The organism is Mycobacterium sp. C31M (genome assembly GCF_053345865.1).
Genome location: NZ_JBKFAX010000011.1, coordinates 193,151 through 215,030 on the forward strand (window position 1 = coordinate 193,151; position 21,880 = coordinate 215,030).

The 21,880-nt window shown below is 67.7% G+C and carries 24 protein-coding genes and 1 pseudogene; 12 read left to right on the forward strand and 13 right to left on the reverse strand.

Annotation, left to right across the window (positions count from 1 at the left end):
• Positions 1–8: 8 nt before the first annotated feature.
• Positions 9–425 (forward strand): DUF5313 domain-containing protein, encoded by a 417-nt coding sequence (locus ACLBYA_RS18365; protein ID WP_447710855.1) that lies wholly within the window; start codon positions 9–11, stop codon positions 423–425.
• Here ACLBYA_RS18365 and ACLBYA_RS18370 read toward each other — a convergent pair.
• Together ACLBYA_RS18370 and ACLBYA_RS18375 are read right to left on the reverse strand one after the other, a co-directional pair.
• Positions 422–766 carry a cupin domain-containing protein gene (locus ACLBYA_RS18370; RefSeq protein ID WP_447710856.1) on the reverse strand — a complete coding sequence of 115 codons (345 nt, stop codon included), beginning with the start codon at positions 764–766 and terminating at the stop codon, positions 422–424. The genes ACLBYA_RS18365 and ACLBYA_RS18370 overlap by 4 nt on opposite strands.
• Before the next feature lie 7 nt (positions 767–773).
• Positions 774–953: pseudogene (locus tag ACLBYA_RS18375) on the reverse strand (short-chain dehydrogenase); the annotation flags it as partial.
• A 434-nt stretch (positions 954–1,387) separates the two neighbouring features.
• Here ACLBYA_RS18375 and ACLBYA_RS18380 point away from each other — a divergent pair.
• Genes ACLBYA_RS18380 through ACLBYA_RS18390 form a run of 3 tightly spaced genes read left to right on the forward strand, consistent with a single transcriptional unit; the run spans position 1,388 to position 2,770 of the window.
• Positions 1,388–2,011, forward strand: coding sequence for a YbfB/YjiJ family MFS transporter (locus tag ACLBYA_RS18380; protein WP_447710857.1), 624 nt, complete (start codon positions 1,388–1,390; stop codon positions 2,009–2,011).
• Positions 2,008–2,406, forward strand: coding sequence for an SDR family oxidoreductase (locus ACLBYA_RS18385; RefSeq protein ID WP_447710858.1), 399 nt, complete (start codon positions 2,008–2,010; stop codon positions 2,404–2,406). Before ACLBYA_RS18380 ends, ACLBYA_RS18385 begins: the two co-directional genes overlap by 4 nt.
• Complete coding sequence (locus tag ACLBYA_RS18390) at positions 2,393–2,770, forward strand: YybH family protein (RefSeq protein ID WP_447710859.1); 378 nt, start codon at positions 2,393–2,395, stop codon at positions 2,768–2,770. Before ACLBYA_RS18385 ends, ACLBYA_RS18390 begins: the two co-directional genes overlap by 14 nt.
• Here the strand turns inward: ACLBYA_RS18390 and ACLBYA_RS18395 are convergent.
• Complete coding sequence (locus tag ACLBYA_RS18395) at positions 2,751–3,740, reverse strand: LLM class F420-dependent oxidoreductase (protein WP_447710860.1); 990 nt, start codon at positions 3,738–3,740, stop codon at positions 2,751–2,753. The two genes, ACLBYA_RS18390 and ACLBYA_RS18395, sit on opposite strands and share 20 nt — an antisense overlap.
• A gap of 91 nt (positions 3,741–3,831) precedes the next feature.
• On the opposite strand from ACLBYA_RS18395, the gene ACLBYA_RS18400 reads away from it, so the two are divergent.
• Both ACLBYA_RS18400 and ACLBYA_RS18405 read left to right on the forward strand, forming a co-directional pair.
• Positions 3,832–4,572, forward strand: a complete 741-nt coding sequence (locus ACLBYA_RS18400; protein ID WP_447710861.1) for a hypothetical protein — start codon at positions 3,832–3,834, stop codon at positions 4,570–4,572.
• Between the two features lie 3 nt (positions 4,573–4,575).
• A complete protein-coding gene (locus tag ACLBYA_RS18405; RefSeq protein WP_447710862.1) occupies positions 4,576–5,001 on the forward strand; it encodes a pyridoxamine 5'-phosphate oxidase family protein in 426 nt (141 codons plus the stop codon).
• On the opposite strand, the gene ACLBYA_RS18410 is transcribed toward ACLBYA_RS18405, so the two are convergent.
• The gene (locus ACLBYA_RS18410) at positions 4,998–5,534 is read right to left on the reverse strand and encodes a TetR/AcrR family transcriptional regulator (protein ID WP_447710863.1); all 537 of its coding nucleotides are present in this window, start codon (positions 5,532–5,534) and stop codon (positions 4,998–5,000) included. The genes ACLBYA_RS18405 and ACLBYA_RS18410 overlap by 4 nt on opposite strands.
• A 75-nt stretch (positions 5,535–5,609) precedes the next feature.
• Here ACLBYA_RS18410 and ACLBYA_RS18415 point away from each other — a divergent pair, with 75 nt between their 5' ends.
• Positions 5,610–6,884 carry an FAD-dependent monooxygenase gene (locus tag ACLBYA_RS18415; RefSeq protein WP_447710864.1) on the forward strand — a complete coding sequence of 425 codons (1,275 nt, stop codon included), beginning with the start codon at positions 5,610–5,612 and terminating at the stop codon, positions 6,882–6,884.
• Here the strand turns inward: ACLBYA_RS18415 and ACLBYA_RS18420 are convergent.
• Entirely contained in the window at positions 6,773–8,224 is a 1,452-nt protein-coding gene (locus ACLBYA_RS18420; RefSeq protein WP_447710865.1) for a class I adenylate-forming enzyme family protein, read from the reverse strand. The two genes, ACLBYA_RS18415 and ACLBYA_RS18420, sit on opposite strands and share 112 nt — an antisense overlap.
• A 17-nt stretch (positions 8,225–8,241) precedes the next feature.
• Positions 8,242–9,204: a helix-turn-helix domain-containing protein gene (locus ACLBYA_RS18425; RefSeq protein WP_447710866.1), complete on the reverse strand. Its 963-nt coding sequence runs from the start codon at positions 9,202–9,204 to the stop codon at positions 8,242–8,244.
• Between the two features lie 192 nt (positions 9,205–9,396).
• Here ACLBYA_RS18425 and ACLBYA_RS18430 point away from each other — a divergent pair, with 192 nt between their 5' ends.
• On the forward strand, positions 9,397–9,975 hold the full coding sequence (locus ACLBYA_RS18430; protein ID WP_447710867.1) for a class I SAM-dependent methyltransferase: 579 nt from the start codon (positions 9,397–9,399) through the stop codon (positions 9,973–9,975).
• A gap of 114 nt (positions 9,976–10,089) precedes the next feature.
• On the opposite strand, the gene ACLBYA_RS18435 is transcribed toward ACLBYA_RS18430, so the two are convergent.
• The 6 genes from ACLBYA_RS18435 to ACLBYA_RS18460 all read right to left on the reverse strand — a co-directional run bounded on the left by ACLBYA_RS18435 (position 10,090) and on the right by ACLBYA_RS18460 (position 16,460).
• Positions 10,090–12,237 carry a 3-hydroxyacyl-CoA dehydrogenase NAD-binding domain-containing protein gene (locus ACLBYA_RS18435; protein ID WP_447710868.1) on the reverse strand — a complete coding sequence of 716 codons (2,148 nt, stop codon included), beginning with the start codon at positions 12,235–12,237 and terminating at the stop codon, positions 10,090–10,092.
• 15 nt (positions 12,238–12,252) lie between these two features.
• The gene (locus tag ACLBYA_RS18440) at positions 12,253–13,464 is read right to left on the reverse strand and encodes an acetyl-CoA C-acetyltransferase (RefSeq protein WP_447710869.1); all 1,212 of its coding nucleotides are present in this window, start codon (positions 13,462–13,464) and stop codon (positions 12,253–12,255) included.
• 115 nt (positions 13,465–13,579) lie between these two features.
• Complete coding sequence (locus tag ACLBYA_RS18445) at positions 13,580–14,683, reverse strand: alkene reductase (RefSeq protein ID WP_447710870.1); 1,104 nt, start codon at positions 14,681–14,683, stop codon at positions 13,580–13,582.
• 40 nt (positions 14,684–14,723) lie between these two features.
• Positions 14,724–15,128: a RidA family protein gene (locus tag ACLBYA_RS18450; protein ID WP_447710871.1), complete on the reverse strand. Its 405-nt coding sequence runs from the start codon at positions 15,126–15,128 to the stop codon at positions 14,724–14,726.
• Between the two features lies 1 nt (position 15,129).
• A complete protein-coding gene (locus ACLBYA_RS18455) occupies positions 15,130–16,047 on the reverse strand; it encodes a zinc-binding dehydrogenase (protein WP_447710872.1) in 918 nt (305 codons plus the stop codon).
• On the reverse strand, positions 16,047–16,460 hold the full coding sequence (locus ACLBYA_RS18460) for a Rid family hydrolase (RefSeq protein ID WP_447710900.1): 414 nt from the start codon (positions 16,458–16,460) through the stop codon (positions 16,047–16,049). The genes ACLBYA_RS18455 and ACLBYA_RS18460 overlap by 1 nt, the downstream gene beginning before the upstream one ends.
• A gap of 91 nt (positions 16,461–16,551) precedes the next feature.
• Here ACLBYA_RS18460 and ACLBYA_RS18465 point away from each other — a divergent pair, with 91 nt between their 5' ends.
• Positions 16,552–17,019: a MarR family winged helix-turn-helix transcriptional regulator gene (locus ACLBYA_RS18465; RefSeq protein WP_447710873.1), complete on the forward strand. Its 468-nt coding sequence runs from the start codon at positions 16,552–16,554 to the stop codon at positions 17,017–17,019.
• Here ACLBYA_RS18465 and ACLBYA_RS18470 read toward each other — a convergent pair.
• A complete protein-coding gene (locus tag ACLBYA_RS18470) occupies positions 17,016–18,032 on the reverse strand; it encodes a LuxR C-terminal-related transcriptional regulator (RefSeq protein ID WP_447710874.1) in 1,017 nt (338 codons plus the stop codon). The two genes, ACLBYA_RS18465 and ACLBYA_RS18470, sit on opposite strands and share 4 nt — an antisense overlap.
• Positions 18,033–18,216: 184 nt before the next feature.
• Between ACLBYA_RS18470 and urtA the strand changes: the two genes are divergently transcribed.
• From urtA to ureC, 3 genes are read left to right on the forward strand one after another with little or no spacing between them, the layout of a single operon-like run.
• Positions 18,217–19,452: an urea ABC transporter substrate-binding protein gene (urtA, locus tag ACLBYA_RS18475; RefSeq protein WP_447710875.1), complete on the forward strand. Its 1,236-nt coding sequence runs from the start codon at positions 18,217–18,219 to the stop codon at positions 19,450–19,452.
• Positions 19,453–19,454: 2 nt separating this feature from the next.
• The gene (locus ACLBYA_RS18480) at positions 19,455–20,156 is read left to right on the forward strand and encodes an urease subunit beta (RefSeq protein WP_447710876.1); all 702 of its coding nucleotides are present in this window, start codon (positions 19,455–19,457) and stop codon (positions 20,154–20,156) included.
• 1 nt (position 20,157) lies between these two features.
• Complete coding sequence (gene ureC / locus ACLBYA_RS18485; RefSeq protein WP_447710877.1) at positions 20,158–21,873, forward strand: urease subunit alpha; 1,716 nt, start codon at positions 20,158–20,160, stop codon at positions 21,871–21,873.
• Positions 21,874–21,880 lie beyond the last annotated feature (7 nt).

Sequence of the window (21,880 nt, forward strand, 5' to 3'; positions counted from 1 at the left end):
TCTAATTTATGGCCGCCACCCAGCCCACCGCACTGCAGCGTCTCGCCTACGCCTACGGCAAGCGGCTGCCCGACTCCATGCGGGACTGGGTCGTCGCGGACCTCACCGGTCCCGGCGCGATCCGCAGGCACATGTTGCGTTACGCGATCCCGCCGGCACTCATCCTGGCGCCGCTGTGGCTGCTGCCCGCCTCGCTGTACGTGCACCTGGAGATGACGGTGCCGATCTACACCTGGGCGCTGGTGATGGCCTTCGTGCTCAACAAGGTCTGGCGCCGGCACCGGTTGGCCCAGCACGGGCTGGACCCCAAGCTGGTCGACAACGTCAACCGCGCGAAGAACGCCCGCCTGCACGAGGACTACGCCCGCCGCTACGGCGCGCGCCCCGAAGAGGCGCAGTGGCAGTCCAATCCGAGCCCGTTCTAGACATGCGGCCCAACGGGTTTGGCGACGGTCAGCAGCACCACCGCATCCTCGACGGCGGCCAACGCGTGCCGCACCGGCGGCACCACCAGCAGATCGCCGGGCGCGCCATCCCAGCCCGCATCGGCGGTCGTCAGTCGCACCCGGCCCTGTAGCACCTGCAGCGTGGCCTCGCCGGGGCTCTCGTGATCGTCGAGACCGTGGCCTTCGGTGAGTGCCAGCACGGTCTGGCGCAGGGTGTGTTCATGCCCGCCGTACACGGTGTGTGCGCTGCGCCCGCTGCCGGCGGTGCGGGCCTTGGCCAGTTCCTGACGGGCCAGCGCGGTCAGCGAGATCTTCTCCATATCGCCACTATCGCACCTCGGACAGACCCGCCTTGGCCGCTCGGGACAACTCGTCGGCGAGGACCTCCGGCGCTCCGGCGGGCAGCCCGCCGACGACCAGTCGCGCCACCATGGCGGGGTCGGATTTCTGGTCCGCCGGAATGTAACTGACCATATCGGTGTCCATGTAGCCCACGTGTAGCGCCGCGCGACGTGGGAGGTTGCGGCTCGCAGCTGGGAGCATCCGGATCGTGGTGGCGGCCGGGCAGCGTGCCGACGATGAGGTGATGCAGCAATCCACCCGATGGCCGGTGGTCCGGACCGCGGCGGCACTTGGGGCCCTCGCCGCCGCGGCCCGCCCACGGCTGGCCCGTTCGGGCGGCGTCTGTCGGGCCGCACTGGTCGCGGTGACACTCAGTCTGCTGGCGATGCCGCTCACCACCGCGGTGCCGGTGCGGCTGGTGTTACCCGGCGTCGCGGGGCTCGGCAGCGCGCTGGCATTTGTCATCGCGGCGAACACTCTGCTGGATCTCGAACCCAGGCACGTCGGTTGGGGGTTCAGCGTTGTGGGCGTGGGGATCTCGCTGTCGGCCGCGCTGGTGTTGGTCTTGCCCGGCCCCGGCCTCTGCGGCGGCCCACCGGGTGCGACGCGGACGGTTCGGGTTGCTGTTCGGCGGCTACACGTTGGAGGGCATCGGCTACATCGTCGCAGGCACCTTCCTGGTCGCCGCCCTGGCGCAACAGTCCCCCGGACGGCTGGGTGGCGCGGCCTGGCTGGTGGTCGGGCTGGCGGTGATCCCGTCGGCGGCGACCTGGGACCGGGCCACCGCGGCCTGGTCGCGGCCCGCGCTGCTGACCGTCGCGCTGCTGTTACAGGCGGTCGGTATCGCGCCGGCCTGTACCGGCAGTACCGCCGCGGCCCTGCTGGGCGCGATCCTGTTCGGCGGCACCTTCATCGGGGTCAGCACGCTCGCGCTGGCCGAGGGTCGTATGCTCGGCCTACCGGGTGCGGTGGCGGTGCTGACCGCGGGCTATTCGGTGGGCCAGATCATCGGACCGATGATGGTAATACCGTTGCTGCACATCGGTTTTCGATCTGCACTGGCCGCCGGCGCGGTGACGGTGCTACTGGCTGCCGTGGCCTGCGCGGCGATATGGGTCCTCGACCGGCAGCCACACCCCGGCCGCGTCGACACCCAGGTTGCCGATATCGCGGGTGAAGGCCTCGACTACCGCCAGCACCGATTCCCGGTATCACCGGGGTGAACCTGCGCGGGTTCTTCGAACTGACCCGCGCCGCGATCGGGGCCATGGGCGAGGGCGGCCACGTGGTGAACGTGTCGACCAGCCTGGTCGACCAGGCCAACAAGGCCGCCCCCTCGGTGCTCGCGTCGCTGACCAAGGGCGGTCTGAATGCGGCCACCAAGTCGCTGGCCGTCGAGTACGCCGACCGCGGTATCCGGGTGAACGCCGTGGCGCTGGGCGTCATCCGCACCCCGATGCACTCCGATGACGACTACGCCCGGCTGTCCCAGCTGAACCCGCAGAAGCGGATCGGTGAGGTCGAAGAGGTCACCGAGGCGGTGTTGTTTCTGGAGAACGCCGGCTTTGTGACCGGCGAGATCCTGCACGTCGACGGAGGCCAGCATGCCGGGTATTGATCAGGACAGTAGAGCAATTCTGACCGCCGTCCTCGACGAGTGGAAGGCCGGGATCGACGACCACGATCCCGGCCGGGCCGCCGCGGTGTTCAGCGCCGATGCGGTGTTCCAGGGGCTCAAGCCCTACAGCGTCGGCCGCGACGGGGTATTCGCCTATTACGCCGGGCAGCCGGCCGGGTTGACGGTCGACTACACCTTCCTGGAGACCCGGCGGGCCGCCGACACCGTGGTGCTGGGATACCTGCGCGCGGACTTCACCTTCGCCGACGGCTCGGGTGTCGCCCTGAACCTGGGCATGACCGCCGTCGACACCGCCGAAGGGTGGCGCATCGCGCAGTATCAGGTCAGCCCAGTGCCGGGATGACCTCGCGCTCGAACAGTTCGATGCCGGAGCGGTCGTAGGCCGCCTCGGGGAAGTAGATGATGGCGTACTCGCAGCCCAGGTCGCGCAGCTTGGTCAGCCGCTCGATGACCTGCTCGGGGGTGCCGGTGGCCGAGTCCGGTGAGGCGACGTTGGCGAGCATGGCGTCGACAGCTGCCTCGCCGGCCTTGTCCACCTGGCGGGCCCGGATCTGGTCCAGCCGCTCGGTGACCTCGGCCTCTGAGGCGGCGATGACGGAGTTGAAGTTGGCCGACCGTGTGATGGCGTCGAAGTCGGTGCCGACGGTGCGGCAGTGCCCGGCCAGCACCTCGGACTTGTGCTGGAAGTCGGCAGGCACACAGCTGAAGTTGGTGTACTGGGCGTACTTGGCCGCGATTTTCAGGGTGACCTTCTCGCCGCCGCCGGCGATCCACAGCGGGGGCCCACCTGCCTGTAGCGGCTTGGGCGCCACGATGGCGTCGTTCACCTGGTAATACTTGCCGTCGAGGGTCACCCGGCCGTCGCGCCAGGCGTCCCGCATGATCTGCACACCCTCGTCGAGGCGGCCCAGCCGCTCCCCCGCGGACGGGAAGCCGTACCCATAGGCACGCCACTCGTGCTCGTACCAGCCGCCGCCGATTCCCATCTGGGTGCGCCCGGCCGAGATGACGTCGACGGTTGCTGCGACTTTTGCCAGGTAGGCCGGATTCCGGTAGCTCATGGCGGTACACATCTGACCCAATTTGACGCGTTCGGTCACCGCCGCGAAGGCCGACATCAGCGACCAGGCCTCATGGGTGGCCTCATCGGTAGGGACCGGGACGGTGTGGAAGTGGTCGTATACCCAGACCGAGTCCCACGTGCTGTTATCGGCGTAGCGGGCCAGTTCGCTCATCACTGACCAGTGGTTTTCGGTGGGAATGCCGACGAGGTCGAGTCGCCAACCCTGCGGAATGAACAGTCCGAAGCGCATAGCCTCCGACTCTAGGCCCGCCCGGCCCATTGTTAAATCGTCTACACTCACAGAAGTTTGTTCGCTACATCCATTCGGTGAGGATCCGGCCATGACTGCCACCCGACGTCGCTTTGCGGCTGCCATCGCGGCGGCCGTCATGCCCCTGACCGCTGTTGCAGTCGCCACGGCGGCCCCGAGCGGTGCCGAGACCACCTGCAACCCAGGTCAGGTCAACTACAACGGCAGCTGCGTGGACAACTGCAAGAGCTCCGAGGTCCGCAACGCCGGCACCGGCGAGTGCCAGACGCTGCTTGCCGCCGCGCTGGACAAGGCCGAGACCCCGGCTGTGGCCAAGCTCACGCCCGAGCAGATGGGTGGCGCGTGGCAGCTGGCGAACAACCTGCGCGTGCTGCCGCAGGCCAATCAGGTGTGGGGTTCGGTGGTCAACACCGTCGACACCGTGGTCGGTTGGCCGGCACTGATCGCCGCTGCATCGGCCGATACCGCCGCGACGCTGGCGTTCTTCGGGCTGCTGCCGGGTGTCGGCACCACTGGCACCGGCATTCTCAACGCCTCCCAGGTGACCGGCCAGACCTTCGCGGCCGCCTCCGATGTGGCCCGGGTGGCCACCTCGATGCCGTCGCTGCAGCTGCCCAAGCTGCCCCAGTTCCAGCTGCCCCAGGCCCCGCCGATCGGGCTGCCCGAGCTGCCGCCGCCGCCCCCGATCGGGCTGCCGGAGATCGGCCCGCCGAAGATGCCGAAGATCGGCATGCCGCGTATCGGCCCGCCCAAGCTTGGCGCCTCCGGCATCTGCGGTCCGAAGCTGCTGTTCTTCCGTCCCTGCCTCTGAGCCATGGCGCTCTCCCGGGAAGATCGCGAAGCATTCCTGGCGGAGCCGCATGTCGCAGCGCTCTCGATCGCGGCCGGACCCAACCGGGGTCCGCTCACGCTGCCGATCTGGTATCAGTACACCCCCGGTGGTCAGCCGTGGGTGTTGACCGGCGTCGGGTCGCGTAAGCACCGACTGCTCGAGGCGGCCGGGCACTTCTCACTGATGGTCGACCGGCTCGTGCCCACGGTCCGCTATGTGAGCGTCGACGGTGCGGTGGCCCGCATCGAGGAGGGCACCGACGAGCAGCTGGTCGAGATGACCAGGCGGTATCTGCCCGCGGAGGCCGTCGAGCCGTATCTGGAAATGGCCCGGCGCGAGCACGGCCCCAGCGTCGCGGTCTACCTGCGGCCCCAGCACTGGTTCTCCGCCGACCTGGGCGGAACCTAGACCCCGAGCGTGGACCGCGCCGCCGCCACCGCGATGCTGCGCAGCTCCTGGACCGGGGTGTCCGGGAAGGACATACAGCAGTCCTGCAGGCCACCCAGCGCGACCACCGTGCGCACCGACTGATCCAGCGTCGGCTGCGGCCCGAACATCACCCGGCACAACCGTTCCCGCCAGGCCAGCATGCTGTCGATCAGCCCGAGGTCGGCGATGGTGCTCAGTTCGGAGATCACCGTGACCAGATCGGCGCGGTAGGCGTAGAAGTAGTCGAAGTACCCCTCCAGCAACCGGGTGGGCGTCATGTCGGCGGCGCGTTCGCAGGCCGCGACGTACTCCTCGCCCCCGTCGATCAACGGCGCAACGATGCTGCGCACCAGGTCTTCTCGTGACCGGAAGTGGTAGTACAGCGCGGGTTTGGTGATACCCAACCGGGCGGCGATGTCCTGCAGGCTGGTGCGCTGGACACCTTTCTCGGCGAACAGTTCGCGGGCCACGTCCTGGATTCGCTGCCGGGTGTCCTGCCGTGGTGCACTCACGTACCCACCCTAACTGACCGATCGTTAAGTAAGCTGACGATATCCACTTACCGACCGTTAAGTAAGGAGCGAGTCATGCGGGTTCTCATCTCGGGCGCGAGCATCGCCGGACCGGTGCTTGGGCACTGGCTGATCAGGCGTGGTTTCGAGGTGACCGTGGTCGAGCGGGCGCCGCAGCTGCGTAAGACCGGCGGACATGCGATCGACCTGTTCGGTCCGGCCATGGACATCGCCGAACAGATGGGTGTGCAGGACCGGGTGCTGGCCCATGCCACCGGGACCGACCGGATCGTCTTCCGCCGGCCGGGATCGCGCCGTGCCACCCAGATCGACTACGGCAAGCTGTCCTCGGCGATATCGTCGCGCCACGTCGAGATCATGCGCGACGACCTGAGCCAGATCTTCTACGACGCCGGCCGCGACGATATCGAGTACCTGTTCGGCGATCAGATCACCGCCATCGACGAGGAGGGCCGGGTCGAGTTCGCACGCGGCGGGCCGCGCCGCTTCGATCTGGTGGTCGGTGCCGACGGATTGCATTCAGGCGTGCGGCAGCTGGTGTTCGGCCCGGACAGTGGGCACGAGGAGTTCCTGGGCGCCTACCTGTCGGTGGTGTCGCTGCCGAAATCGCTTGTGCCGGCCGGTGAAATGACCGGTTTCATCGATATCGACCGGACCGTGATGATCTACACCGCCGACCACCTCGACGATGCGCGTGCGGTGTTCCTGTTCCGGCCGACGGGCGACTTCACCTACGACCATCGCGATACCGCTGCCCAGCAGCGCCAGCTGCACACGAGGTTCGCCGGGATTAGCCCCGAGGTGGACCGCTGGCTCGACGGGGTGGACCGCACGCCGGCGTTCTATTTCGACGCGATCACCCAGCTGCAGCTGACCAGCTGGTCCCGCGGCCGGGTCACACTGGTCGGCGACGCCGGATACTGCCCCGGCCCGGCCGTCGGCGGCAGCACCAGCCTGGCCGTGATCGGCGCCTACGTGCTGGCCGGTGAGTTGGAACGCGCCGGTGGCGATCACACCGTCGCTTACCCCGCCTACGAGGACGTCATGCGCGAACCCGTGCTCGGCGCCCGGGCGCTGGCCAAGGGCATGTCCCGGGGCATCCTGCCGTCGTCGCAGTGGGGTGTGCGGACGTTTGTGCTCGGGATGCAGGCGGTATCGGTGCTGCCCAGACCCGTCACCAACGTTCTGGCCCGGCTGAATGGCCGGGGCATCCGGCACTACGACTCGATCAAGGTGCCCGAGTACAGCTCGGCGACCGCAGGCACGCTCACCTTGAGCGACGGCGTGCGTGGTAACTCGTCGACCACCAACACCGAGACCGGAACATGATGCGCCGGTAGCTGATTGCGTACCAGGTCTTTGAGCTCGGATTCGGTGACGGTCTTGCCCGGTCTGAGCTCGACGGCCGCGAACGGAACCTCACCGAGTCGGTGGTCGGGCACTCCGACCACGCCGGCGTCACGGACTGCTGGATGTGAGATGAGCACGGCGCGTACGGTTTCCGGCAGGATCTTGAATCCGCCGCGGTTGATCGCGCCGTCGGCCCGTCCGTGCAGGGTGACAAAACCGTCCTCGTCGATCGAGGCGAGGTCGGTGGTCCGCACCCAGTCCGGGCCGAGCAGCGCGATCTTGGCGGTCAGGATGCCTCGCTCACCGACCGGGACCTGCTCCCCCGATTCGGCATCGATGATGCGGACCTCGACCCCGGGCAGCACCCGGCCAGAGCTGGCGCGTTTGCCGGCTCCGAATTCGCGGTACAGATCCGGGGTCCAGCTGCACACCGACCCGGCGAACTCGGTGGCGCCGTAGGCCGTCAGCACCTGGATGCCGTAGCGCTGTTCGAAGGCATCCCGGGTCGCAACATCCAGCGGACCCGAGGCGCTCATCACATACCGCAGCGACGCCAGATCGACAGGATCCAGATCGGCGTCCAGCAGCATACGCACCACCGCCGGCTGCACCCCGACCCGTTGCAGGCCATGGGTTCTCACGGCTGCCACCCAAGCCGGCAGGTCGAAGCGTTCGTGCAGCACCATGCGCTTGCCGACGTAGATGCCGGTGATCAGTTGGCAGACGCCACCGATCCCGCCCAATGGCCAGTACACCAGCTCGGGTGGCTCGCCGGGAGCGGCTTGGCCGCCGGTGACGCTGAACACCGTGTGTTGCAGCACGTCGGCACGGACGGTGAAACGCTTTGGCGGGCCGGTGGTTCCGCTGGTCAGGATGGCCAGCGCGCCATCGAGCGGTGGCCGTTCCTGCTGTAGCCCGGGATCGGCAAGCACCGGGGTGTCGGGGTCCAGGACGATTTGCGCGGCGCCGATGCGCTGCGCGGCGGCCGTCACGGGTGCGATCCAGTCCTGCGGGTCGGCCAGCACGGCGGCCGGGTTGACCCGCTCGATATCGGTGGCAATCGCGTCGGGTGACTGGAAGGAGTAGATCATCACGACCGGGCGGCCGATCGCGAGCGCACCGATGACCGCCGCCGCGTGCGGGTAGCGGTTGCGCACCACCAGCGCGACGGGATCGCTGCCGGGCAGCTGCTCGACGATCCGCCTGCCGTAGGTCGCGACCTCGTCGCCGGTGTACCAGCGGCCCGCGAACTCGATACACGGCCGGTCGCCGTAGCTCGCCAGCCCTGCCGCAAACCTTTCGGTAAAGCCTTCGGTCACCGTTCCATTGTGCACACCTACCCGGCGAAGCAGCTCCGGTACTCGCTCGGCGTGGTGTGCATCTGCCGCACGAAGTGGTGCCGGAAGGTGACCGGCGATTCGAACCCGACCCGGGTGGCGATCTGTTCGACGGAAAACCCGTCGGACTCCAGGAGACCGAGACTGGCCTGGATGCGTTGTTCGATGAGCCACTTGATCGGCGTTGTGCCGGTGGCCTTGGCGAACTGGCGCAGATAGCTGCGGCGGGACATCCCGGACTGCTCGGCCAACTCGTCGAGCGTGATCGGCCGGTCCAGATGCTCCATGGCCCAAGCCATTCCGGTGGCAATTCGCCCGTCGGCGGCCGGCTCGGGGACCGGGGTGTCGATGTACTGCGCTTGCCCTCCGGCCCGGTGTGGCGCGATGACCAGGCGCCGGGCGACGTCGTTGGCGACGTGTGCGCCGTGATCGGTGCGCACGATGTGCAGGCACAGATCCAGCCCGGCGGCGCAGCCCGCGCTGCTGAGCACCCGGCCGTTGTCGACATAGAGCGGTGCCGGGTCGACCTGCACCGCGGGGAACCGGTCGCGCAGCAGGTCGGCGTAGATCCAGTGGGTCGTCGCCGACCGTCCGTCGAGCACCCCGGCGGCCGCGAGCGCGAAGGCACCCGAGCAGATGGACACCAACCGGGCGCCGCGCTCGTCGGCGGCCCGGATGGCGTCCAGCAGATCGTCCGAGGGCGGTTGGCGGACATCGCGCACGCTGGGAATCACCACGGTGTCCGCGGCGGCCAGATCGGCCAGGCCGTAGGCGGTGCGCACGGTGGCGCCGCCGAGCATCCGCAACTCCTCGACCTCCGAGCACAGCTGCACGGTGTACCAGGGGCGTTTGATGCCGGCGGAGAACATCTCCGGCAGTTCGGTCAGCCCGAAGATCTCGGCCGCGAGGCCCGATTCGAAACCGGACATGCCGTCATATGCGAGGATCGCGACTGTATGCATGTCACTATCTTATCGATGTGCGGCACCAGTGCCACTGTGCCTGCCCGGCGGCTTTTGGCACGGTGGGGTCATGACGAACAACCGCAAGCGTTTTCGCACCTTGATCGCCTTTTTCGCGGGAATCCACGCAGCCAATGGCCTGGCCCACGGCGTGCGGCCGGCCAAGGACTCGGCGGCGTTAGTCTCGGACACATGGGCTCTCGACGATTGCTCTTCCGGACGCTGTACCGACTCGGGTTCACACCCTGGGACGGACACCCACTTGCGGACAGCCTGACCCGGCTGGTCGCCGACACCCCACCGACCACCGCGCTGGACCTTGGCTGCGGCACCGGTGACAACGCCATCTACCTGGCCGACCACGGCTGGCAGGTCACCGGTGTCGACTACATCGACAAGCCACTGGGCAAGGCCCGCACCAAGGCGGGTGATCGGCCGATCCGGTTCCTGCGGGCCGATGTCACCGAGCTCCGGGCCGCGGGCGTCGCCGGCCCCTTCCACCTGGTGATCGACAGCGGATGTCTGCACGGCATGAACGACGCCGACCGCGACGGATATGTCCGCGAGGTCACCGCCGTGACCAACTCCGGCGGGCGGCTGCTCATCGTGGCGTTTGTGCCGGGCAGCTCCTACGGCGTCCCCGGCATCACGCCCGAGGAGGTGCGGCGGCGGTTCGCCGACGGCTGGGCGCTGCAGGCCTCCGGCGACGAACCGCAGATGGACCACAACGGCAAGAACCCGGCCCGGTTCTACCTTTTCCACCGCCACTGACTCTGCGGTGACGGCGCACCCTTCTCGCACTTTCGCGCCCTGGACGCAGCGTCAATGCCGAACACAAGAAACCCCCGGCCTTCGAGGGACCGAGGGCTTCTTGGGTCTGGCTGGCTAGGCCTCCAGCGAGGCCGGCGGGTTGAAGCGCTCGCCGTACTTGGCGGCCAGCTCCTTGGCGCGGGCCACGAAGGCCGCCTTGCCGACGCCACCGGGGCCCTCGTAGCCGACGATGTACTGCGCCGAGCCACCGGTGTACGGCGGGAAGCCGATACCCATGATGGACCCGATGTTCGCGTCGGCGGTCGAGGTCAGCACACCCTCGTCGAGGCACTTCTGGGTCTCCAGCGCCTCGGCGAACAGCATGCGGTCGATGGCGTCCTGCAGCGGGATGGTCGCGCTGCCGGAGTTGAAGGTCTCCTTCAGCCCCGGCCACAGGCCGGTCCGCTTGCCGTCGACGTACTCGTAGAAGCCGGCGCCGGAAAGCCGTGAGGGACGGCCGATCTCGATCATCTTCTCCACGACGGCCTCGGCCGGGTGCGGGGTGTGCGTGCCACCGGCGTCCTCGATGCCCTTGCGGGTCGCAACGGCGATCTTGTGCATAAGCTCCAAGTTGAGCTCATCGGAGAGCTGCAGCGGTGCCGCCGGGTAGCCGGCCTGCGCCCCGGCCTGCTCGATGGTGGCGGGCTCGATGCCCTCACCCAGCATGGCCAGCGCCTCGTTGACGAAGGTGCCGATGACGCGGCTGGTGAAGAAGCCGCGGCTGTCGTTGACGACGATCGGGGTCTTCTTGATGGCCAGCGTGTAGTCGAACACCCGGGCCAGCGCCTCATCAGAGGTCTTCTCGCCCTTGATGATCTCGACCAGCGGCATCTTGTCGACCGGGGAGAAGAAGTGGATACCGATGAAGTCTTCCTGGCGCTTCACCCCACTGGCCAGACCGGTGATCGGCAGCGTCGAGGTGTTCGAACCGAGGATGGCGTTGGGCTCGACGATGTCCTCGATCTCGCCGAACACCTTGTGCTTGAGTTCCTGGGACTCGAAGACGGCCTCGATGACGAAGTCGACACCGGCCAGGTCGGCCGGATCGGCGGTCGGGGTGATCTTGGCCAGCAGCGCGTCGGACTTCTCCTGGGTGGTCTTGCCCCGCTTGAGCGCCTTGGCCTCCAGACCCTCGGAGTAGGCCTTGCCCTTCTGGGCGGCCTCGATGCTGACGTCCTTGAGCACGACGTCGTAGCCGGCCTTGGCCGACACGTAGGCGATACCGGCGCCCATCATGCCCGCACCCAGCACGCCGATCTTGCGGATCTCCACCGGCGCAATGCCTTCGGGACGCGAGGCGCCACCGTTGATGGCCTGCAGGTCCAGGAAGAACGCCTGGATCATGTTCTTGGCCACCTGGCCGGTGACCAGCTGGGTGAAGTAGCGGCTCTCGATGCGGGTGGCGGTGTCGAAGTCGACCTGCGCACCCTCGACCGCGGCGTTCAGGATCGCACGCGGGGCAGGCATCGGGGCGCCCTTGAGCTGCTTCTTGAGCAGCGCCGGGAAGGACGGCAGGATGCCGGCCAGGCCCGGGCTGGACGGGGTGCCGCCGGGCATCTTGTAGCCCTTGACATCCCAGGGCTGCACGCCACCCTCGGGGTTGGCCTTGATCCACGCCTTGGCAGCGGGAATCAGCTCGTCGACGCTGCCGACGAGCTCGTCGACCAGACCGATCTCCTTGGCCTTGGCCGGGTTGAACCGGGTGCCCTGGCTCAGGACCTCCATGAAGGCCTTCTGGATGCCGAACATGCGTACGGTGCGGGCGACGCCGCCGCCACCGGGCAGCAGACCCAGGGTGACCTCGGGCAGGCCGATGACCACGCCACGGCCGTCGAGGGCGATGCGGTGGTGGGTGGCCAGCGCGATCTCCAGGCCACCGCCCAGGGCGGCACCGTTGATGGCGGTGACGACGGGCTTGCCGAGGGTCTCCAGCTTGCGCAGGTCGGCCTTGATGAATTCAACCTCGTCGAACGCCTGCTGGGCGTCATCGGGGCCGATGTTGATCATGCCCTTGAGGTCACCGCCGGCGAAGAAGGTCTTCTTCGCACTGGCAATCACCACGCCGGTGATCGAATCCTTCTCGGCAACAAGGCGTTCCACGGCGTTGCGCATGGATTCCTTGTAGTGCTCGTTCATCACGTTGGCCGAACCGGTCGGGTCGTCCAGCGTCAGGGTGACGATGCCGTCGGCATCCTTGTCCCACTGAATCGTGTTCTCAGCCATGTTGTTTCAGTCCCCTCAGACGCGCTCGATGATGGTGGCCACGCCCATGCCGCCGCCGACACACAGCGTGATCAGCGCACGCTTGGCGCCGCGACGCTCGAGCTCGTCGACCATGGTTCCGGTGATCATGGCGCCGGTGGCGCCCAGCGGGTGGCCCATCGCGATGGCGCCACCGTTGACGTTGAGCTTCTCGTCCGGGATCTTCAGATCCTTCTGGAACTTCAGCACCACCGAGGCGAACGCCTCGTTCAGCTCGAACAGGTCGATGTCGTCGACGGTCAGCCCGGCGCGGTCGAGCACCTTCTGGGTGGCCGGGGTGGGGCCGGTGAGCATGATGACCGGGTCGGCGCCGCTGGTCGCGGTGGCCACGATGCGGGCGCGCGGGGTCAGACCCTGCGACGTGCCGGCTTTCTCGGAACCGATCAGCAGCAGGGCGGCGCCGTCGACGATGCCCGAGCTGTTACCACCGGTGTGGACGTGGTTGATCTTCTCGACCCAGTGGTACTTCTGCAGCGCCACGTCGTCGAAGCCGCCCATGGCACCCAGGCCCTCGAAGGCCGACTTGAGCTTGCCGAGGCTCTCCACGGTGGAGCCGGGACGCACGTGCTCGTCGTGATCGAGCACGACCAGGCCGTTCTGATCCTTGACCGGCACGACCGACTTGGCGAAGTAACCGCCGGACCAGGCCGCCGCCGCGCGCTCCTGCGAGCGGGCTGCGTAGGCGTCCACGTCCTCGCGGGAAAAGCCCTCGATGGTCGCGATCAGGTCGGCGCCGATGCCCTGCGGGACGAAGCCGATGCGGTAGTTGGTGTCCGGGTCGGAAGCCCAGGCGCCGCCGTCGGCACCCATCGGGACGCGGCTCATCGATTCGACACCGCCGGCGAGCACCAGGTCGTCCCAGCCGGAGGCGACCTTCTGGGCGCCCAGGTTGACGGCCTCCAGACCGGAGGCGCAGAACCGGTTGAGCTGGAAGCCACCGGTGGTCTCGGGCAGTCCGGCCACCAGGCCGGCGGTACGGGCGATGTCGCCGCCCTGGTCGCCGACCGGGGATACGACGCCGAGGATCAGGTCGCTGATCAGGTTCTCGTCCAGGTCGGGGAAGCGGGTACGGATCTCGTCGATGAGGCCGACGACAAGGTTGACCGGCTTGATCTCGTTGAGCGATCCGCCACGCTGCTTACCGCGCGGGGTGCGGATGGCCTCATAGATGAAGGCACCTTCGGACATGTGTGATCCCTTTCGGGTCGGTGACAGGGGTCGTCCATCGGGACGGTAGTCCACTGAGACCGCAGCCTAACAGTGCCGCCCAACCTGTTGGTTGGGCGGCCCTGTCACCAGCACATCAGGCCGATTTGGGTTCGAGCTCGGCGAGCGTCGGGTAGTCGATATAGCCCTCCGGACCGGAGGCATAGAAGGTGCTGACATCGGGTTCGTTGAGTTCCGCGCCGAGCAGCAGCCGGTCGATCAGGTCCGGATTGGCCAGGAAGGTGCGTCCGACCGCGACGGCGCTGGCCGCACCCCAGTCGGCCAGGCTTTCCAGCTGGCAGAAGTCGGTGCCGGTATCGCGGCCGGTGTTGAGGACCAGGGTGCCGGGCCAGATCGCCCGCAGCGCGCCGAAGGTCTGCGTGGTCGGGTCGATCAGCACGTGCAGGTAGGCCAGGCCGAGCGGCGCGATGCGCTTCAGCAGGGCCTCATAAGCGCTCAGGACATCGTTTTCATGCATGTCGCCGGCGGCATTCCCCGGGGAGATGCGCAGACCCACCCGGTCGGCGCCGATCTCGTCGGCCACCGCCTCGACCACCTCGGCGGTCAACCGCGCGCGATTCTCCGCCGATCCGCCGTAGGCGTCGGTACGCAGGTTCACGACATCGGAGAGGAACTCGTGCAGCAGATAGCCGTTGGCGGAGTGGATCTCCACCCCGTCCATCCCGGCGTCGATGGCCCGACGGGCCGAGGTGCGGAACTGGCCGACGATGGTCGCGATCTCGTCGACGGTCAGCTCGCGCGGCACCGGCAACGGCTGCTTGCCGGACGGAGTGTGCGTGGTCAGGTTGGCGGCGACGGGCGAGGGCCCGACGACGTCGAACCCGCTGATCTCCGGGTGCGCCATCCGTCCGACATGCCACAGCTGGACGAACATCTTGCCGCCGGCGGCGTGCACCGCGGTGGCGATATCCGCCCAGGCCGCCTGATGCCGGTCGGTGTAGAGACCCGGTGTGTTCATATACGCGCCGTTGGCCTGTTCACAGACGGCGGTGGCCTCGCTGATGATCAGGCCGGCGCCGGCCCGCTGCGCGTAGTACAACGCAGCCAGGTCGGACGGAGTCGCATCGGACTGTGCCCGCGAACGGGTCAGCGGAGCCATGAAGATGCGGTTGGCGACGTCGGTGGCGCCGACCTGCCGCGGCTTGAGCAGCGTGGCCCCGGGGGCGAGGGTGAAGGTCATGACTGCCTTCAGCGCCGCAGGGCGGTCAATCATTCCCGCGTCAGTCGATGACGGCGCTCACCTCGGCCTCGACCAGGAAGTCCGGGCTCCACAGGGCGCTCACGCCGATCACGGTGGCCGGCGGTGTGTGGTCCCCGAACTCGTCGGCCGCCCGCTGCAGCCCCGCCATGAAGGCATCGGCCTTGTCGGGTGTCCAGTTCGCGACATACCAGGTGATGCGGACGATGTCGGCCAGCGTGGCACCGACTGCCTGCAGCGAGGTCTGCACATTGCGGAACACCTGCACGATCTGCCCGGTGAGATCGCCCGGCGCCACGGTCACGCCGTCCGCGTCCCAGGACACCTGGCCGGCCAGGTAGATCTGCTGCGACCCCGACGCGACCGCGACGTGATGATACGCGGGGACCCGAATGTGGTTGTCGGGGTTGATCATTCGGTGAGTCATCTCAGCCACCCACCGACAGGGCAACCTTGCCCGCCACCCGGCGGCCCAGCAGGGCGTCGATCGCGGGCACCAGGTTGTCCCAGGTGTCGCGCAGACCGATCTGCGGATCGAGTTGCCCCTGGGCCACCAGGTCGACGACGTAGCTCAGATCCGCACCCACTGGCCAGCGCACCATGAACGGTTCGATCCGCTTGCGTTTCATCGACACTCGCGCCGCCTCGAAATCGATCACACTGGGCTGGCCGGAAGCCGCTCCGGTGGCGATGACGATGCCGCCGTCGTCGAGCAGGGTCACCGCGTCGGCCAGCATGTCACCCCCGACATGCTCCAGCACGCCGAACACCGGCTCCAGGTCCTTGATCCCGACAACCACCTCGGCGGCGCCGAGTTCGCGCAGTCCCTCGCCGCGTTCGGGGCTGCCGACGGCCGCGATGACATGCGCCCCGGCCCGGGAGGCGAGTTGCACCGCGACCCGGCCCACACCGCCGGAGGCCCCGGTGACCAGGACCCGCCGCCCCACCACCGAACCGAGTCGGCGGATTGTCTGCACCGCGGTGACACCGGCGACGGGTAGCGCCGCCGCGGTCTGGAAATCCACCGAATCAGGCAGCACTGCAATATTTTCCGACTTCAGCACCCGCTGCTGGGCCCAGGCCTGCGACCAACCGGCCCCGACCACCCGTGCCCCGACCGGCGGCCCGGAGCCGTCGGCCGCCGCGGTGACGACAACACCGGCACTGTCCCAGCCGGGGATATCCCCGGGCCGTTCGGCGTTGTCCACGGAGTACACCTCACCGAAGTTCAGCGAGATGGCCTTGACGTCGATCAGCATTTCGTCCGGGGCACCCGGCACCGGGTCGGGGGCATCGGCGAACGAGAAGTGCCGCGGTGCATCGGGATCGTAGACAACCGCACGCATCAGGCACCCACGATCGCGGTCACGCGGATCTCGATACGCATATTGGGCGCCGCCAACGCGGCGACACCGGTTTCGGTCCAGATCGGCGCGCGGTCGCCCAATCGTTTGTCGAACTCGGCGACCACGATGGCGTTGTGCGCCTCGAAGTCCTGCTCCGGTGTCAGCACGTGATAGGTGTTCACGTGCACCACATCACGCCAGGAGGCGCCGGCGGTGGCCAGGGTGCGCTCGACATTGTCGAAGGCAGCCACGATCTCGCGCTCCAGGGATTCCGGGAAGTTCAGATCGTCATCCCAGCCGCCCTGGCCGGAGATCTCCACCCGGTCGCCGATCCGCACGGCCTGGCTGTAGTGACGCGTTTCCCGGAACATCTCGCCGTAGCCGGGGGTGACGAAGAACTCGACGTCGGACATCATCTTCCTCTCGTTATGACTTCATGTTTGAACTCACGATACATGCAATGACTTCACGCGTGAAGTTATTCCGGTGGGCTAGAGTGCGTTCATGACACGGGATGAGGAGCCGGAATGGCTCTCACAGTCCGAGAAGGAGACGTGGACGGGCCTGGCGGCCCTGATGCTGCTACTTCCCGGCAAGCTGGATACCGCCCTGCGCCCGGTCGACCTCACGCTGTTCGAGTACCTGACGCTCAGCCACATCTCCGAGGCGCCCGACCGTCGAATACGCATGAGCGAGTTGGCCTTCCTGGCCAACGGATCACTGTCCCGGCTGTCCAACGTCGTCAAGCGCTTCGAACAACGCGGCTGGGTGACCCGCTCCCCCGATCCCGATGACGGCCGCTACACCCTCGCGCAGCTCACCGAGGCCGGCTTCCGCCTGGTGGTCGAAGCGGCACCGATCCACGTTCGTTCGGTGCGTGAGCTGGTCTTGGACCGGCTGACCGCCACCGACCAGAGGGCACTGACCCGGATCGCCGACAAGCTGCGGGTGGTGCACCCCAGCATGGGTTAAGCGGGCCGCCGCACCGCCGCCGGATTCAGATCCAGCAGCACCCGGCCCGATACCAGGCCCCACGCCACCGCCTGCGACACGCAGGATGCCCGGTTGCTCGCCCCGAGTTTGACGATCGCGTTCTCCAGGTGGTGCCCGGCGGTGCGGGCACTGATGAACAGCCGCGCGGCAATCTGATTGTTGGTCAGCCCGCACGCGGCCAGCGTCAGCGCATCCAGTTCCCGCGGGGTGATCCCGAACGGCAACGGGTCGCGGGTGATCAGCACCACCCCGTTGAGGCTGTCCTGCGAGAACCGGGACGCGGTGTTGATATGCCGCGCGTGCAACCAGTCCGCACCGTCGCACCATCGTGTCACCTCGGGGCGGAACGCCAGGCCCGGCGCGCGGGCCGCCAACGTCATCTCCGCGACGAGCGCCCGATCCAGCGGGCCCTCGAAAGTGTCCCCGTGGATCAGCAGGTGGGACTGCCCGTCACCGTCGACCGCCCAGGCCTGGGCCTCGGGCGCCATCAGCTCGGCAACCATGCGGGGACGCATCGTGAAGTCGAGCTGCTCGGCCATCTGGGCGCGCAGCGCATTGATCTCGGCCACATCGTCATCACTCGGGTAACGGGCGTCGTCACAGTTGACGTGGATGGTGCCCGCGTAGCTGCCGTCGGCGGTGACCAGTCGCGCGGACAACCCTTCGTCGAAACCGGCGGGCACGAACACGCCCTGCACCGAATAGGTCTCGCGGTACTCGGGGAAATCCCGCCAGCGCAGCGCACCCAGTCCACGCACCCGCATCTTCTCGAACAGCGGATCGTGATCGATGAACCAGGTGTTCAGGTGCTCCATGACCTGGTCGGGATAGCCGTGGTTGGCCACCGCCACGTGCCGGCGCCGGATCGGGTCCCACAGGCAGATGGCCGAGGCCGACGATGTCGCACGCCGACCGAGACGGTCGAGCATCTCATGTGCCCGCGTCTCGATACTCGCCGTGCTGCCGAGCACCTCTCCGTATGCGCCTGCCATCTCTCACCTACCGCTTCGACTGCCCCGCAAAGCATCATCGGCAGGACATGTTTCGCGGATGTTTCGGTGTTGCGGCGCCCGCGCTACGACCCGCACGAAAATGGGAGATTCCTCCCATAGCCCGCTGAACTGCAGATTCCTACGCTTGGCGGCAATCCCACCGACAAGAACGGGTCATTTCGACATGAAAACCTCAGTCCGCGTTGTTGCCGCCCTGCTGGCATCCACCACCGTGCTCGCCGCCTGCGGCAGCCGCGCCGGCGATGACGCCGCCGCCACCGAGGGGTGTGCCGACACCTCCGGCTCAGAGGTCACAATCGGCGCGATCAACTCCCTGTCCGGCGGCCTCGCGGTCAGCGAATCCGTGATCCACGACGCCATCGCGATGGCTGTCGAGGAGATCAACGCCGATGGCGGCGTGCTCGGCAAGCAGCTCGACCTGCTGTCCGAGGACGGCGCCTCGGACCCGACGGTCTTTGCGGAGAAGGCCAATAAGCTGGTCAACAGCGACTGTGTCGCAGCGGTTTTCGGCGGCTACACCTCGGCCAGCCGCAAGGCGATGCTGCCGGTGTTCGAGGATTCCAACGCGCTGCTGTACTACGGCCAGCAGTACGAGGGCCTGGAATCCTCGCCGAACATCTTCTACTCCGGCGCCACCACGAATCAGCAGATCATCCCCGCCCTGGACTACCTCAAGGAACAGGGGGTGACATCGCTGTACCTGGTCGGCAGCGACTACGTGTTCCCCCGCACGTCCAACGCGATCGTCAAGGCCTACGCCGCCGCCAACGGTATCGAGATCAAGGGCGAAGACTATGTGCCGCTGGACAGTACGAACTTCGCGACCATCGTCAACAAGATCCGCACCGCCGGCGCGGACGCCATCTTCAACGTCGTCGTCGGCGGGTCACTGACCGCCTTCTTCCGCGAGTACAACAGCGCCGGCCTGAACGCCGAGACGATGCCGGTGATGTCGATGTGCGTCGGCGAGGAAGAGGTCAAGAGCATCGGCGCCGACACCCTGGTCGGCCAGTTGTCCTCGTGGAACTACTACGAGACCCTCGACACCCCGGCCAACCAGGCCTTCGTCGCGGACTTCAAGGCCAAGTACGGCCCCGACCGGGTGACCTCTGATCCGATGGAGTCCGCCTACACCGCGGTGTATCTGTGGAAAGCCAGTGTGGAGAAGGCCGATTCGTTCGCGGTCGCCGATATCCAGGCCGCAGCCGACGGTGTCACCGTCGACGCCCCGGAGGGCACCGTGACCATCGACGGCGAGAACCACCACGTCACCAAGACGGCCCGGATCGGCAAGGTCGCCCCCAGCGGTCTGATCGACCAGGTCTGGGAGTCCCCCGCCCCCATCACCCCCGACCCCTACCTCAAGGATTACCCCTGGGCCGAGGGAATCACGGGCTGATCATGCATCTGACCCCCAAGGACGAGGACCGCCTGCTGCTGTTCCTGGCCGCCGAACTGGCCCGTAAGCACCGCGGCGCCGGGCTGCCACTGACCTACGCCGAGGCGCGCGCCCTGATCGCCGACGAGGTGATCGAGGCGGCCCGCTCCGGTGCCGGCGTCGCCGAGGCCGCGGCGTTCGGCGCGAGCATCCTCACCGATGACGATGTCCTGCCCGGGGTGCGGACGCTGCTCGGTTCGGTGCAGGTGGAAGCGTTCTTCGCCGATGGCCAGAAGCTGGTCACCGTGCACGACGCCATCGCGCCCGGCACCCGGCCCGCCGACGAGATCGATTTCTTACCAGGAGAAGTCCTGGCCGCCGAGGGTGAGCTGGAACTCAACGCGGGCCGGCCGACGACGACCGTCAGCGTGCAGAACACCGGCGACCGGCCCATCCAGGTCGGCTCGCATTTCCACTTCTTCGAGGCCAACCGGGCGCTGCGATTCGACCGCCGATCGGCCTTCGGGATGCGACTGGACATCCCCTCGGGTCTGGCGGTGCGCTTTGAACCCGGTGAAACGCAGGTGGTCTCGCTGACCAGCTACGGCGGCGAGCGCACCGTGATCGGGCAGAACGATGTCACCAACCGTGCCACCGATGAACCGGCCAGCGAGGAACTGATGGCGCAGATGCATGCCCGCGGCTTCCTGGATGCGGGGAGCTGAGATGGCCTACCGCATCAGCCGGGCCCGCTACGCCGAACTGTACGGACCCACCACCGGGGACCGGGTGCGGCTGGCCGACACCGAACTGCTGGCACGCGTCGAACACGACGCCACCGTCTACGGCGACGAGGCCGTCTTCGGTGGCGGCAAGACCATGCGCGAGGGCATGGCCGTGCACGGCGACCTCACCAACACCGACGGTGCGCTGGACTTCGTCATCACCAACGCGCTGATCATCGATGCGGTGCTGGGAATCCGTAAGGCCGACATCGGAATCCGCGACGGCCGCATCGTCGGTGTCGGCAAGGCCGGCAACCCCCGCACGATGGACGGTGTCGACCCCGAGCTGATCATCGGAGCCGGTACCGATATCCGCTCCGGCGAGGGCATGATCGCCACCGCCGGCGCCATCGACGTGCACGTGCACTTCGACAGTGCCGGTCTGGTCGAGGAGGCCATCTCCAGCGGTATCACCACCATGATCGGCGGCGGGCTCGGCCCGGTGACCGTCGGCATCACCTCCTCGGGTCCCACCAACCTGGCCCGGATGTTGCGCGCCGCGGAGGCCTTCCCGATGAACTTCGGTTTCATCGGCAATGGCAGCGCCTCGAGCACCGCACCGTTGATCGAACAGGGTCTGGCCGGGGCGATCGGCTACAAGATCCACGAGGACTGGGGTGCCACACCGGCGGCCATCCGGGCCTCGCTGGATGCCGGTGACGAACTCGACCTGCAGGTGCAGATCCACACCGACACCCTCAACGAGTCGGGTTTCTACGAGGACACCATGGCCGCGATCGGTGGCCGCCCCATCCACACCTATCACGCCGAGGGCGCCGGCGGCGGCCACGCACCCGACATCATGCAGGTGGTCGGCGAGCCGTTTTGTCTACCGTCGTCGACGAATCCGACGAACCCGTACACGCTCAACACCTTCGACGAGCACCTGGACATGGTGATGGTGTGCCATCACCTGAACCCGCGTATCCCGGAAGATGTCGCCTTCGCCGAATCCCGGATCCGGCGCGAGACGATCGCCGCCGAGGATGTCCTGCACGATCTGGGCGCGATCTCGGCGATGGGGTCCGATTCCCAGGGCATGGGCCGGATCGGTGAAACCATCGCGCGGACCTGGCAATTGGCCTCGCACATGCGGGCCACCCGTGGTCCGCTGGCCGCCGACGAGGGCACCGGCGCGGACAACGCCCGGATCCTGCGCTACGTCGCCAAGCTGACCATCAACCCGGCAAGGCTGTTCGGTATCGACCACGAGGTCGGCTCGCTGGAACCGGGCAAGCTCGCCGATATCGTGCTGTGGGAACCGAAGTTCTTCGGCATCCGACCCGAGCTGGTGTTCAAGGGTGGCTTCCCGGCCTGGTCGGTGATGGGTGAGGCCAACGCCTCGCTGATGACCTGCGAACCGTTGAAGTACCGGCCGCAGTGGGCCGCGTTCGGCCAGACCCCGGCGGATGTGTCGGTGAACTTCGTAGCGGGCGCCGCAATCGAGGCCGGGCTCGGTGGTCGGCTGGGCCTTCAGACCCGGCTGGTGGGCTGCCGCGGCGCGCGGGCACTGACGAAAGCCGACCTGCTGCACAACGATTACCTACCCGATATCCGCATCGAACCCGACACCTATCGGGTGATCGTCGATGGCCAGCTGTGCCAGAGCACACCGATGACCTCGGTACCGCTGGGCCGGCGCTACACACTGAAATAGCCAGGGG